This window comes from Aliinostoc sp. HNIBRCY26, assembly GCF_050235535.1.
In the GTDB taxonomy this organism is placed as follows: Bacteria; Cyanobacteriota; Cyanobacteriia; order Cyanobacteriales; family Nostocaceae; genus Trichormus.
Genome location: NZ_CP189852.1, coordinates 6,562,865 through 6,577,874 on the forward strand (window position 1 = coordinate 6,562,865; position 15,010 = coordinate 6,577,874).

General features: G+C 40.5%; 9 protein-coding genes. 6 read left to right on the top strand and 3 right to left on the bottom strand.

The window, feature by feature from the left end:
* The first annotated feature begins 166 nt into the window (after positions 1-166).
* The 4 genes from ACQFX9_RS27680 (at position 167) to ACQFX9_RS27695 (ending at position 4,639) form a co-directional block, all read left to right on the top strand.
* Entirely contained in the window at positions 167-1,141 is a 975-nt protein-coding gene (locus ACQFX9_RS27680) for a cysteine synthase A (protein ID WP_427159733.1), read from the top strand.
* 194 nt (positions 1,142-1,335) lie between these two features.
* Positions 1,336-1,668 carry a (2Fe-2S) ferredoxin domain-containing protein gene (locus ACQFX9_RS27685; RefSeq protein ID WP_427159734.1) on the top strand — a complete coding sequence of 111 codons (333 nt, stop codon included), beginning with the start codon at positions 1,336-1,338 and terminating at the stop codon, positions 1,666-1,668.
* A gap of 298 nt (positions 1,669-1,966) precedes the next feature.
* The gene (locus ACQFX9_RS27690; protein WP_427159735.1) at positions 1,967-2,839 is read left to right on the top strand and encodes a DUF5331 domain-containing protein; all 873 of its coding nucleotides are present in this window, start codon (positions 1,967-1,969) and stop codon (positions 2,837-2,839) included.
* 321 nt (positions 2,840-3,160) lie between these two features.
* Complete coding sequence (locus tag ACQFX9_RS27695; protein ID WP_427159736.1) at positions 3,161-4,639, top strand: alpha-amylase; 1,479 nt, start codon at positions 3,161-3,163, stop codon at positions 4,637-4,639.
* A gap of 188 nt (positions 4,640-4,827) precedes the next feature.
* Here ACQFX9_RS27695 and ACQFX9_RS27700 read toward each other — a convergent pair whose 3' ends face one another.
* Positions 4,828-7,011, bottom strand: a complete 2,184-nt coding sequence (locus tag ACQFX9_RS27700) for a GUN4 domain-containing protein (RefSeq protein WP_427163021.1) — start codon at positions 7,009-7,011, stop codon at positions 4,828-4,830.
* A 308-nt stretch (positions 7,012-7,319) separates the two neighbouring features.
* Here ACQFX9_RS27700 and ACQFX9_RS27705 point away from each other — a divergent pair, with 308 nt between their 5' ends.
* A complete protein-coding gene (locus ACQFX9_RS27705; RefSeq protein ID WP_427159737.1) occupies positions 7,320-10,250 on the top strand; it encodes a PAS domain S-box protein in 2,931 nt (976 codons plus the stop codon).
* Positions 10,251-10,429: 179 nt separating this feature from the next.
* Here ACQFX9_RS27705 and ACQFX9_RS27710 read toward each other — a convergent pair whose 3' ends face one another.
* Together ACQFX9_RS27710 and ACQFX9_RS27715 are read right to left on the bottom strand one after the other, a co-directional pair.
* Complete coding sequence (locus ACQFX9_RS27710) at positions 10,430-11,338, bottom strand: beta-1,6-N-acetylglucosaminyltransferase (protein ID WP_427159738.1); 909 nt, start codon at positions 11,336-11,338, stop codon at positions 10,430-10,432.
* A 94-nt stretch (positions 11,339-11,432) separates the two neighbouring features.
* Positions 11,433-12,809: a 1-acyl-sn-glycerol-3-phosphate acyltransferase gene (locus ACQFX9_RS27715; protein ID WP_427159739.1), complete on the bottom strand. Its 1,377-nt coding sequence runs from the start codon at positions 12,807-12,809 to the stop codon at positions 11,433-11,435.
* A gap of 193 nt (positions 12,810-13,002) precedes the next feature.
* On the opposite strand from ACQFX9_RS27715, the gene ACQFX9_RS27720 reads away from it, so the two are divergent.
* Entirely contained in the window at positions 13,003-14,811 is a 1,809-nt protein-coding gene (locus tag ACQFX9_RS27720) for a proline--tRNA ligase (protein WP_427159740.1), read from the top strand.
* The last annotated feature ends 199 nt before the right edge of the window (positions 14,812-15,010 follow it).

The following is a 15,010-nucleotide window of genomic DNA, read 5'->3' on the forward strand; positions in this document are numbered from 1 at the left end:
AATTAATGTATATTAACTTACGTAAATAATTGATAACCCCAGTAAAATCACTATTTTAGTGCGATCGCACTTTTCCCATTCTTCATTCCCTGTTCCCCATTTTTGAGTAATGATGCCACCACTATGAGCCACAATTTTTATAGGTAATTACTCAAGTAGAATCACGATGGACATTAAAAATGGTTTCATAGGCACTGTTGGCAATACCCCACTCATTCGGTTAAACAGCTTCAGTGAAGAAACAGGGTGTGAAATCCTTGGTAAAGCCGAATTTCTCAATCCTGGTGGTTCAGTTAAAGACCGAGCCGCACTGTACATTATTCAAGATGCAGAAGAAAAAGGTTTGCTCAAACCCGGCGGTACGGTAGTAGAAGGTACAGCCGGTAATACAGGGATTGGACTCGCCCATATTTGCAATGCTAAAGGCTACAAATGCTTGATTATCATTCCTAACACCCAATCCCAAGAAAAAATCGATGCACTCACCGCCTTGGGTGCAGAAGTGCGTCCCGTTCCAGCCGTCCCCTACAAAGACCCCAATAACTACGTCAAGTTATCTGGTAGAGTCGCAGCAGAAATGGAAAACGCCATTTGGGCTAATCAGTTCGATAACTTAGCTAACCGTCGCGCCCACTACGAAACCACAGGGCCAGAAATTTGGGCGCAAACCGACGGTAAAGTTGACGGTTGGGTAGCCGCTACCGGTACAGGAGGAACATTTGCCGGTGTATCTATGTACCTCAAAGAACAAAACCCTGCAATTAAATGTGTAGTGGCTGATCCAATGGGAAGCGGTCTTTATAGCTACGTCAAAACCGGAGAGATTACAATAGAAGGTAGTTCTATTACTGAAGGCATCGGTAACAGCCGTATTACCGCTAACATGGGAGACGTACCCACTGACGACGCAATCCAAATTGATGATACAGAAGCTTTGCGGGTAGTATATCAGCTATTGCGGAAAGATGGCTTATTAATGGGTGGTTCTACAGGTATCAATGTCGCCGCAGCCGTAGCTTTAGCCAAGCAATTAGGCCCAGGACATACCATTGTCACTATACTATGTGATAGTGGTTCTCGCTATCAGTCCCGGATATTCAACCGCGAATGGTTAGCATCTAAAGGATTGTCAGTAGATTAGTCAATAGTCATTAGTCATTAGTCATTAGTCATTAGTTAAGAGCGTTGAATTTATCCGCCAAACAGTATCAGAGTTTTCCGCAACAATGATCAAAAACGAATTTTTGGATAAGTCTCGATTTCTTGTGACCATAGACTATTGACTTTTGACTGTAGACTATTGACTGAATTTTTACAGGGTGGGAAAGGTGACTCATGAGCAATTTTACTCAAGAATTGAATGCCAGCACGACAAACCCCAGTTTTCTACCTAGATGTGTGAGAGTTTGTCAACATCGCACTTGTAAAAAGCAAGGTGCGAAGGACGTTTTAGCAGCTTTTGTGGCTTTACCTGTTCCTGATGTAGTGGTAACTCCTAGCAGTTGCTTGGGACAGTGTGGTAACGGGCCGATGGTGTTGATTTTGCCGGAAATGGTTTGGTATAGCGGTATTCAACCCTATGAAGTCCCGATGTTAGTAGAAAAGCATTTAATAGGTGGTCAAAGAGTGCAACGGATGCTCTATTATCGGTTTCATCCCCAGGGATAAATCAATTCAAAATTCAAAATTCAAAATTCAAAATTAAAGACAGCCATCCACAAGGGGAAGTGGCGTGGGCGGGTTTCCCGACTTTAGAGAACTGGTGTTGGGGTTTCTACCTACCTTCTCTAAGAGAGGCTGCGCCGAGGGAAACAAGGATTTTTGGACGCAAGTCCGGTTTTAAATCTAACTTTTTCCGATAAATCAGTGAACAGTCAACAGTCAACAGTGATCAAGTTTTCCTTGCACTGATAACCGATAACCGATAACTGTAAATGCACTATTTTTGACTGAAGCGAGACATCCGATGAATATTCAGGAGCTGCGTCAATCCTTAAAGAGCAAGTGGTTGAATTATTATGAGCAGAATCGTTCTTGGTTAGTCAAAATGAGGGTTTGGGCTAACTACGGCGGTGTACGTCGTCCTTCGTCTGGGTTTATCCTAGCAACACTATCTGTTTTAGAGCCAGATTTTGACGAAATTTTGGCTTTTGTGATGGAACTCAATAACAATCCTGATGAGATAGTTACGGCTTTAGGTCTCAATTTTAATCCTGACAAAGAACTCAGCCTAATTAATTCTCAGATGGATTTAGCTCTCACCCCGTTGGAGGAAGAACAGCAATATCCAGAGGAAGTTGTAACATCAATGGCCTTAACTGTTTATGATGCTTCCCCTGTGTCAACTAAAGAGCATAATGCTTCCAATGTAGTGGTCATGCCTACTCTACATCAGCCAGTGCCGCAGGTGGTAGGTGGTGAACAGCCTGTAATATACCAAAAAGCCGCCACTAATGGAAAAATGAATATTCATCCCACTATTCATAAATCATCCTCTCCAGCAGGACAGGTATTCGCCGTTACTTTAGAAGTACCGAAAAAAGACAAACCTTTAACATCCCTAGCATTAACTACTATCAAACCCCAAAATGGCAAGGTAGTTAGTTCCTTGGCAATTACTACGGAGGTTCCAGGTAAACCGAAGACATTAATAATACCGAGAACAGTGGCGGAAATTCCTCAAAATGGGCAATATGTCCATAAAAAACCGTCTAAATCTGCTCACAAAGTCCACTCTAAAGCCCATACAAATGCTAGTAATCTGGCTTCTTGGGTAGATGAGTTTTGTTTAGGATCTCAGTGGAATTCAGAGGAGGCTATTTCTGTTCACAGAGGGTGAGGAGGAGACAAGGGGAATAAGGGAGACAAGGAAGACAAGGGAGGAGAGATATAGTAGTTTGTCAGATAAATTATGAGAGATTATAGAACCCCGACTTTTTGAAAAGGTTGGGGTTTTGAATAACAAATCACTGTGAATTATGAGCTTGTGTTCTGATTGATTTGAGATTAGTAGCTTGGGTTCACAATTAATAATCTGTAGCTGATTTTCTTAAATATTTCTTCCAGATTATCGCTTATAAATCACATTGATAATTCCGAATTGCCATAGATTACTGCTGTAGTTTTCTTTCAAGAAGATATTTACAGACATAACAATAATATGGCACAAATTAACGGCACAATGATGCAATATTTCCACTGGTACATCCCTAATGATGGCAATTTGTGGAACAAAGTAGAGTTTTCCGCCGCCGAATTAGCAGAAGCAGGTTTTACAGCTTTGTGGCTGCCACCAGCCTATAAAGGATTTGCCGATGCGTATGATGTAGGGTATGGTGTTTACGATTTATTCGACTTAGGTGAGTTTGATCAAAAAGGCTCTGTCAGAACAAAATACGGTACGCGTCAGCAATATATTGATGCGATTAAATCTCTGCAAACGCATGGTTTACAAGTTTATGCAGATGCAGTGCTAAATCATAAGATGGGTGGTGATGGAGTAGAAACACCAAACGCAACACCTTTTCCTCAAGATAACCGCCTGAATCCTAAAGGCGGGTTGCAAAATATTAAGACATACACTCATTATTCTTTCCCTGGAAGACAAGGAAAATATTCTAATTTTGAGTGGCACTGGTGGCATTTTGATGCAGTTGATTATAACGAATATAACAGTGGCGATCGCAGCACGATTTATTTACTAGAAGGCAAAAAATTTGATGATTATGTAGCCTTAGAAAACGGTAATTTTGCCTATTTAATGGGTTGTGACCTCGATTTTCAAAATGATTGGGTAAGGGGTGAAATCACATATTGGGGTAAGTGGTATCTTGATAACACAAATGTCAACGGTTTCCGTTTAGATGCCATTAAACATATTTCAGCTTGGTTCTTTCCCCAATGGATAGATGAACTAGAACGCCACGCTGGTAAGGACTTATTCTTTGTTGGAGAGTATTGGTACAACGATGTGAATACTCTACTTTGGTATGTTGATGCTGTTCGGGGCAAAATGTCAGTTTTTGATGTACCACTACATTACAACTTCCATCAAGCCAGTAAATCTGGAGGCAATTATGATATGCGCCGGATTTTAGATGGCACAATGATGCAAAAACGTCCTACCCATGCTGTGACATTTGTAGAGAATCATGATTCACAACCATTACAAGCATTGGAATCTGTAGTTGAACCTTGGTTTAAACCCCTAGCCTACGCCATTATTTTGTTAAGACAAGAAGGTTATCCTTGCGTCTTTCATGCCGATTACTACGGTGCAGAATATGAAGACTGGGGAAAAGATGGCAATCGCTACAAGATTTTTATGCCCTCTCACCGTTGGATAATTGACAAGTTAATGTACGCACGCAAGCATTATGCCTATGGGCCACAGTACGATTATTTCGATCATTGGAATACTATCGGCTGGACTCGCTTAGGTGATCAAGATCATCCCCAAGCAATGGCTGTAATTATGAGTGATGGCGCAGCAGGTAATAAATGGATGGAAGTTGGTAAACCCAACACAAAATTCGTTGATTTAACACAGCACATCAAAGAACCCGTATATACCAACGAATGGGGTTGGGGTGAATTTCGTTGCTTAGGTGGTTCTGTATCCGTTTGGGTGCAAGAATAGAACCAATTCGCAATTCGCAATTCGCAATTCGCAGTTCGCAATGGACTAACGCCCCGCTTCTCTACGAGACGCTACCGCGTAGCTTGCTTCCACGGAGTAGTACGCTAACGCAATTCCCGTTATTACGGGAAGCAAGCTACACAACAAGAGACGCTACGCACAGCTTGCTTACATTCCCCACTTAGCACTCAGCGCTCATCACTCAGCACTCCCAACAAAGCCTCACATAATTGCCACCAAGAGGCAGTGGCGATCGCACTATGCCATTCCCACACACCTAAAACTTTGACTCGCCAAACTGGTGCAAAAAAGCCGTAATATGGTAAATATCCTGCGGGGGCGTTGTCATCAGCAATAAAATCTGTGTAATTTACCCAAGCATCTTTCTCACGCCATCTTACCCGATGACCAAAATCAATACAGGTTTCGGCGGCGGCGGCTTTTTTGTTGCCAATCATTAATGCCATGACGGGATCATTAGGACTATTCCCTTGTAAACTCTGCCAGATGCGCTGCTGCACGCTAAAACCAAAGCGTCCTTGACTGTATTTCACCCACAGTTTATCTATTGTAAATAAGTCTGTGCGGGGAAAGTTAGCTAGACTGTCTAAGTCTAATTGGCCTTGTTGTTCGCGATGAGCTACCTTGAGCATCAAGTTTGTAGTTTCCCCATCCGCCTCTAACCATCTTTGAGCTTTTAATAAGTCTCGCAAGGTTGTATAGTCTACACCCACAGAGGAACTCAAATCATCGCTATCCTCTTGATTTTGGCTAACACTCTCACCCACTACCAAGGTAGTTTCTGGTAAAACTTCGATGATTCCCTGGGAACCAGATAACCAAAAATACAACTGATTATCTGTGGCGGCTAAATCTAATTGTAATTGGGTAATTAATCCGGCTGCGGTTAATCCTGTATGGGGAGTTGTAGGAGTTAAAATCTTCTGCACAGCCTTAGCAAATTGTTCTGGTTGTGTAGCTGGGGTAGCACAAGCAATTAAACATTGACCGATATCTGTTCCTAATTGCAATTCTTCTACCCACTCCCGCACTGATGCCACACCAATAGCAGCTTGTCCAGGACAATCTAAAATAATAATCTGTTGGGAAGTGCAACGCCGTAATTGTTTTCTCAACCAGGAACGATTAATAGTAATATCATTAGCTAACACAAAGATGGCTTCGCTGCTTGGTGTTTCCTGAATGTTACCTCGCAGATATAACAACACGGTGGCGGTGTCTATGCCAATAGCCGCATCTGGGGAAGATTCCGCAAAAGATTCTGACAACAGACATTTTTGAATGGCTTTGTGAATATCTGCACTGGCGTTTTTACCTCCCACAGTCCAAGAATTGGTGGTAAAGTCCCCCGCAGTCTGGAAAATACTGCACAAAGCAGAAGGGATGTTGTTTTTGGGGAGTCCTTCTACAATCAGTGCTTGTCGTGGATGTCTGGTGATCCCTTTTGGGAGGGGTTTAATTCCTAAAATTACCTCTCCCACACCTTCAACAATGCGCTTCGGTGTTTGGGAGGGATATTCAGCATGGATGGAATTTTCCCCCCGGCCTTTTTTGAGTTGGTTAATGACTCGTAATTGCTGATTGGCTTTTTGAATATAGGCTACAGTCTGTTGATAGACATAACGGTATAAACTATCAGCTGCAATGATACCTTGGGAGTCTGCCGCTTCTCCCCGTAATCCCCGAATTAAATAGTATGTAAATACACCATGCCCCAACTGTGGAAATTCCCAAGATTGCTGCTGGCGATCGCAAGATAATAAAGCATAAAATCCTGTTTGTTTGCTGGCGCGTTGTCGTAATAGTTCCACTAACTCTGGTGTAGGGTTCAATTCCGTCGATATTTCACCTCTCGCACCCAAAAAGCTCAAATTACCACTATGGCAAGCATCCAACCAAACTAATTGTTGCCCAGCTGCACAATCAGCTAACACCTGTAATAATTCTTGTAAATTTAACCCTGTATTAATTAAGTCGTCTGTTTGAGTATCTTGGAGACATAACACCACCTGTTTACTTGATGGCTCAAGCATCCCATGTCCAGAAAAGTAAAACAAAATAGTGTCATTGGGTTTAGTTGCAGCCGCCATTGTTTTGAGACTCAAGCGTACATTCTCCAATAAAGGCTGCTCCCCAAAATCATGGTAAATTTTTAACTCTCGTTCGGGGAATCCTTGGGTGGCTGCATCTAACGCCATTCCTAAACCCTGACAATCTACAGCAGGGTAACGCAAACTAGGTATTTGCTCATCCTGATATTGATTCACTCCTACCAACAACAGCCACAGTTTCGCTGTACCTGTTTCTAAAGCAACCGTTGAATTACTGGTACGAACACCGATAGGACACATCTTCAAAAATTATTGCTAAATTCAGCCACACCCGAAGGGAATTACAACTACAAGAGTATCCCATTGCTTTGCGGAAGCAAGAGGAAGCAGAGAAGAAAAACTAATCACTCCTCACTCCCCACTCCCCACTCAGCAATCAGCACTCTAATTAGTGATTAATACTACAAATAAGTATAATTACACTACAAAAGTTCCTATGTGAATATTACTATATATTCACTAAGTCAGTATTTAATCATACAGTTATTTACCTTCACCTTGATTAAAAACAACACAAATATCATCCGTCTACGGAGTCGCATTTTTTAATGTTTAACGCCATATCTGACGCTATTTGCGTAAAAAACCGTCAACATCAGTTCATATTGCTAAATGATGCCTATTGTCACTTAATGAAATGTAGCCGAGAACAATTTATTGGCAGATCTGATTATGACTTGTTACCCCAAGCCGCAGCAGATAGTCTATGGGAGCAAGAGGAATTAGTTTTTACTCAAGGTATCAATTCAGAGTATGAGGAAAAACTGACGGATGATGCTGGTGTAATACGTTGGGTACTCACTAAAAAATGTTTATTTGAGGATGAAAGCCACAATCAGTTTTTGGTGACAACAATACATGACATAACTAAGTACAAGCAAATAGCAGAGGATTTATATGCCTCTAAACAGCTATTACAAGCAGTAATAGATAATATTCCTCAAGGAATTTTTTGGCAAAATCGCGATTTTGTCTATTCAGGTTGTAACCAGAAATTTGCTGATTTAGTGGGAATTAATTCCCCTACGGAGATTATCAATAAAAGTGACTGTCAACTACCTTGGCATCAAGAAATATCTAATTCCTATCAGCAAAATATCCGACTGGCTTGTGTTAAAGATTTACCAGAACTCCTGGCAAATCATACCTGTAAATATGAGATTTCGGAATATCAACAGCCAGAAGATCAAACATCTTTATGGTTAGAAACTAATAAGATTTTCCTCAAAGATTGTGAAGGTAATATCATTGGGATTTTAGGGACAGTTCAAGATATCACAGTTAGGAAACAAGCAGAAGCAGCATTAGCAGAAAAAGCATCTTTAGCGGCTTTTCGGGTAGAGATAAATTCTGCAATTACCCAAAGTTACAATCTCCAAACCACACTCAAGTGCTGTACCGATGCAATGGTGAAGCATTTAAATGCAGCCTTTGCACGTATTTGGACGTTAAACGAAGCGGAAAACGTCTTAGAACTTCAAGCTAGTTCGGGAATTTATACTCATATCGACGGGGATCATAGTCGTGTTCCTGTGGGTATGTTTAAAATCGGCTTAATTGCTGAAGAACGCCAACCTCACTTGACGAATCAGGTTTTAACTGATCCCCGTGTAGGGAATAAAGTTTGGGCAAAAGAACAAGGGATGGTAGCTTTTGCTGGATATCCTTTAATTTTGGATGGGAATTTAATTGGCGTGATGGCAATGTTTTCTCGTCAAGCTTTACCGGAATCAATCCTAGAAGCTTTAAATTTAGCTACTAATGAAGTGGCGTTGGGTATCAAGCGCATACAGATAAAACAAGCCCTCAAAGAAAGTGAAAGTAAGTATCGTCACTTGGTAGAAACTTCCCAAGATATAATTTGGTCGCTAGATGTTCAAGGAAATTGGAGATTTGTGAATCCAGCTGTCAAAAACATCTATGGCTATGAACCAGAGGAAATGATTGGTCGTCATTATAGTGAATTTGTTCCACCAGCAGCAATTGACAAAGAATTAGAAATTATTTCCCGCCTACTAGCAGGAGAGTATTTAGGTAATTATGAAACGCTGGTTTTAGCTAAGGATGATAGTACGCTGAACCTATTGTGTCATGCGATCGCCTTAAAGGATGAAGAAGGCCAAATTACCGGCATTACTGGTACAGCCACTAACATTACCCAAATTAAACAAGCCGAGGCTACCCTGCGCCGCACTAATGCCATACTCCAAGCCCAAAAGGAAGCTGCCATTGATGCTATTTTAGTAATTGATGAAAATCGCCAAGTAGCTTCATATAATCAGCGATTTTGTGAATTATGGCAACTTCCTGGGGAATTAATCCAGACTGGGAGCGATCGCTTACTTCTAGAATGGGTAATCAACCAACTAGAAAACCCAGAAGAATTTCTCGCTAAGGTAGAGTACCTCTATGATCATCCAGACGCACGTAGCCATGATGAAATCAAACTCAAATCCGGTAAAACTTTTGAGAGATATTCCGCACCGATTGGCTCTGGTACAGGAGAATATTTTGGTAGAATTTGGTATTTTCGCGATATTACTGCACGCAGACAAGCAGAAATAGCCCTACAGGATTCAGAAACCCAATTGCGCCAACAAACCCAAAAACTTCAGCAAACACTCAAAGAATTACAACATACTCAAATTCAGCTAGTTCACAGTGAAAAAATGTCTAGTTTGGGTCAATTAGTAGCAGGAGTAGCACACGAAATCAACAATCCTGCCAGCTTTATTTACGGCAACCTCAATCACATTGATGACTATACACAAGAGTTACTATCACTATTGCAACTCTATCAAAATAACTATCCCCAACCTGCACCAGAAATTGAAGATTTTACCAATTCGATTGAATTAGACTTTTTGAAATCCGACTTGCCTAGACTCCTCAAATCTGTCAAATATGGGTCAGAAAGGATTAGAGATATTGTACTTTCTTTGCGAACCTTTTCCCGTTTAGACGAAGCCGAAATGAAAGTAGTGAATATTCATGATGGCATCGATAGCACTTTGATGATTTTACAAAATCGGCTCAAAGGTAATAACCAACGCCCAGAAATAGCAGTAATTAAAGAGTATGGGGATTGTCCGTTAGTTGAATGCTATGCGGGACAACTAAATCAAGTTTTTTTAAATATCCTCAATAATGCCATTGACGCTGTAGATGAATCATTATGTAGTAAAGATAAAGCCGAACCACAAATTTGCATCCGCACTCAATTAATCAATTCTCATCAAGTCAAAATCAGTATTATTGATAACGGTTTAGGAATACCAGACACCTTAAAACAGCAGATATTTGACCCTTTCTTTACCACTAAACCTGTTGGTAAAGGTACAGGGATGGGATTAGCGATTAGCTATCAAATTATTACAGTCAAACATGGTGGCTCTTTAGAATGTTTATCACTTCCCACAGGCGGAACTGAATTTGTAATTACCATACCTTTACAGCAAGAAATGACTACTGCTAAGTAGCTTATTGACAAAGATAAATTAGAGCCATAATTATCATAGGAATTATGCAAGGCTAATAATGTCATTGCGACCGGAACAAAGTGTAGGGAAGCAATCTCAGCGTCAGGGAAGATGACTTCCCTATCGCTCATAATGAAGGAGTTACGTTATTTTCGCGTAAGTCCTGTATCATCATGTCTCTATTCATAATTCCGAATCCAACCATCAATTAATTGAGTAATTTCTGCGCTATTGTCATGAAATTTCCTCGCAAACAATAACTCACCTCTGCCATACACATCATCTGCTCTTAATGTACCCATCCTCTTGAACATCTCTAAATGTTCTATATTAATGAATTCTGGGTGATAAGTAGCTTGCCATTGAGTATATGTCAAATTTCGAGTTACATTTTCGCTAAATTCAGAATTACCTATAATTGTATGGAAAAAAGATTCGTCAGGGAAAAATGTATTCTTAAAAAAATTCACCATTGGGGAATGATTATCAATGTAGGATAAAATGTAATGACACGCATCTGTTGATAAAGCCCACCAAGAACTACCTGCATATAACTTCATATCTCCTAAAACTTTTTTGTAATTCCTTCTCCAACGAATAATTTTGTTAATGCCATAGTTGATGATTTTATTCAAAGTACGATAATATGTCTTATCTATGATCGTTTGCATCTGATATTTATAAATCCTATCGAGCATCTTTGATGCTTTTGGGTTTGGCATTTCAACTAAATTGATAAATTCTTTACCTGAATTTTTGAGAAAAAAATCACTTATTTGACTTGGAGTTTTTAGAGGATAATCACTACCACTAATTAAAATCAGATAATCAAATTTAATGTCACTGCTAAGTGCTGATTTAATTAAATTGATAGTTGCTTGTACTTGAGAAAACTCCCCCCAATATACAGATATTCTTTCTTGAATGAATGTAATATTTGGTAAATTCAGGTTTTTTTGATAAGGCTGAATGTCACTTTTTTTATCTATGTGGATAAAAAAGTAAACATGATCACTATTCAATGCTTTCAGCATTCTACACATATGATTTGGTGTATTATGTGCTGCAACCAAATAAGCTAATTTCATAATTATGTTTCATAGCTAAATTTAAAGTACCCAAACTTGATTTTAATTACAAGGATTTAGGTATTATTTTGCTCCTTTGGCAGTGGTTAATCAGTTAAATCAACATTTCCATTGCCTGTTGTAAATCATTCGTAAAATCAGCAACAGCTTGTCTTGCACCTAAGCGACTTTCTTTATAGGCTGAGTAACGTTCTGAGACAGAAATGGGTTCACCAATAGTTAGTTTTACTCGTTGTTTACCTAATGGTGGACGCTGGAAAGATTTATCGCCTTTAATTTGAGCAATCATTTTCCACAAAATTAAAACAGTTTCGGCGAATCTTTCGACTGAGGGTTTTTCACGGATATAGTTACCAGAAACTGCCACAAAACTTTCTACTAATCTCATGTGCCACATTCTAGCGTTAGCTTCTTCCGCCACGCGATCGCCTAATGCTTTTTCCACAGCAGACAATCCTTTGATATCCTTATAATCTTCCCGAAAAATATAATTCCATCCAGCTTGCTCTACTCGCCGACAACGATCAATTAATTGTCCTTTGGGTTGTAAATTAAAATACTGCTCGGCAATTTCTAAAGCTGCATTCAATAAACCTTGTAATCTCAATGCTAAGGCTTGATTACGGTCAAGGTTAACTTCTTCCGTGACTGTAGGCAACTTCAGATGATAAAAGCGCGTATAAAACTGTTCCATCAAAGACAGTAGATGTTCAGCTAAAGTTAACAGTCGGGGATAAAGGAACTCCAAATCAGGAACTTGACTCGCTGCGGGTGTATCTATAGGTAAACCGCTAGTAACAGCTAACTCATCTAAAAGTTGCGCGATCGCCTTCCAAGGTGCATCAACATAACTATATTTCATCCCAACTGGTACAATTAAAACCTGCTCGGTGCGTCCAGCCTTTTGCAAATCCTCAGCACACCAAAAACCCATTTGAGCAATTCCTGGTTCTATAGGACTGATCTTTTCTGATAGTCCATTAGTTCCACCCTCCGGTGCAGCCATCATGGGAAACTGTCCATTCGCGAACAAATCCCGCGCCGAACGTAACCCCGTCCAGTCAGCCTTACCCCTTTGAATGGGAGTCCCACCTAATTTTGATGCAATCCAGCCAACATAGTCACCCGCCCACAGAGGAATACCGCGATCGTAGATAAAATGAGCATGAATTGGCGATTTTAATGCTATATTTTCCTGTCGTGCGGCCTGTGGCACAAGTCGAGACAGTAAATACAGCAAACCCCAAGGATCTTCAGTTTTAGGATGGCGAAATGCTAACAAAAAGCGAATTTTTCCCTCTTGAAACTGGCTATAGAGATTTGCTAAAACCTCTACATTCTCTGCTTCAATTTGGTTAATAGAAGTTTGGGTGCGTATCCACGTTGGTAGCAACAGGTGAACACATCGCAATACCAAAGGATTAAACGCCGGAGGAATGAATGCTAAAGGTGGTTGTGCTTCGTAAATCATAGGGATTGGGGATTGGGGACTGGGGATTGGGGATTGGGGATTGGGGACTGGGAAATTTAATTTTGAATTTTGAATTTTGAATTTTGAATTTTTTCCCCTTACACCCCTATACTTCATACTTCATGCTTAGTATTTCGTACTTAAGTTGATACAGAAATTAGTGATTTTGTAATTAGGAGTTAAAAAACTAACGATGCGACTGTCACAAATGTTATTCGTCACACTGCGGGATGATCCGGCTGATGCGGAGATTCCTAGCCATAAGTTGTTACTGCGTGCTGGTTACATTCGTCGCATCGGTAGCGGTGTTTATGCTTATCTACCTTTGATGTGGCGCGTACTGCAAAAGGTGTCTCAAATTGTCCGGGAAGAAATGAACGCTACAGGCGCGCAGGAATGTTTACTTCCCCAACTCCAACCCTCGGATTTATGGCAGGAGTCGGGACGCTGGGATACTTACACCAAGGCGGAAGGGATTATGTTTTCCCTAATTGACCGTCGTGAGCAACAATTAGGGTTAGGGCCGACGCACGAGGAAGTAATTACCGCGATCGCTCGTGATATGATTCGTTCTTACCGTCAGCTACCCCAGCACCTCTACCAAATTCAAACTAAATTCCGTGATGAAATTCGCCCCCGCTTCGGTTTAATGCGCGGTCGGGAATTTATCATGAAAGATGGCTACTCTTTCCACGCCGATGAAGAGAGCCTGAAAAAAACCTACCAAGATATGTATCAAGCATATAGCAATATGCTGCGGCGCGCAGGTTTAGCTTTCCGTCCTGTAGAAGCTGATTCTGGTGCAATTGGTGGTTCTGGTTCTACAGAATTTATGGTGTTGGCGGAAGCTGGCGAAGATGAAGTTCTCTACACTGATGATGGTAAGTACGCCGCCAACGTCGAAAAAGCTGTTTCTTTACCTGCTGATGTTGAATCTTCGCAATTTACTAGTTTTGAAAAACGGGAAACACCAGGAACAGAAACCATAGATAAAGTTTGTAAATTCCTCAATGCTTCTCCCACCCAATTAGTCAAAAATGTCCTTTATCAAACAGTTTATGATAACGGCTTAACAGTTTTGGTACTGGTCAGCATTCGTAGTGATCAAGAAGTTAATGAGGTGAAATTACAGAACGAATTAACGAAATTAGCAGCTAATTACGGTGCTAAAACAATACTGTCTTTAACTGTTCCCAGTGCCGAAACTCAACAAACTTGGGCAGCAAAACCTTTACCTTTAGGTTATATTGCACCTGATATTGCTGATGATTATATCGCTGCTAATAAACAAATTCATCCTAAATTTGTCCGGTTAGTTGATCAAACTGCCGTTGAGTTAAAAAACTTCATTACAGGTGCTAATGAAAGCGGCTATCACGTCGTGGGTGCAAATTGGGGTGAACAGTTTCAACTATCTCCAAATGTAGTAGATGTGCGTAAAGCTAGACCAGGCGATCGCGCCCTTCATGACCCGCAACAAATCTTAAAAAGTGCCAGAGGTATAGAGGTTGGTCACATCTTTCAATTAGGAATCAAATATTCTCAAAGCATGGGCGCGACCTATACTAATGAACAGGGTGAAGAAAAACCTTTAGTTATGGGTTGTTATGGTGTGGGTGTATCGCGGTTGGCACAATCAGCCGTTGAGCAATCCTATGATAAGGATGGCATTATCTGGCCAGTAGCGATCGCGCCTTATCATGCGATCGTGACAATTCCTAACATTAATGATGCTCAACAATTAGAAATTGCGGAAAAACTTTACATTGAACTGAATAAATCAGGAGTAGAAACATTACTCGATGACCGCAATGAACGCGCCGGAGTCAAATTTAAAGATGCTGATTTAATTGGGATACCTTATCGCATCGTCACCGGTAGGGCAATTAATAACGGCAAAGTTGAAGTTGTAGAAAGAGCAACTCGTAACTCTCAAGAAATTCCTATAGAGGAAGTTGTGACTACGCTCCAGCAGTGGATAAAAGCCGCAACAGAGAAGTAAAATTAAAATTTCATGACGCAGAGTAATCAATCATATCCTTGCTTCTGCGTCTTGCTCATTTTCTGAGAGAGATGTTAAAAAAATGACGCAACAATGAGATTTGTAGTTTTATATAGTTGGGCAGGTGACGGATTCAGAGGATAAATTCTAAAATGAGAAATAAAAAGGAATTTTTCAGCCTAACAAGATGGGACTAATT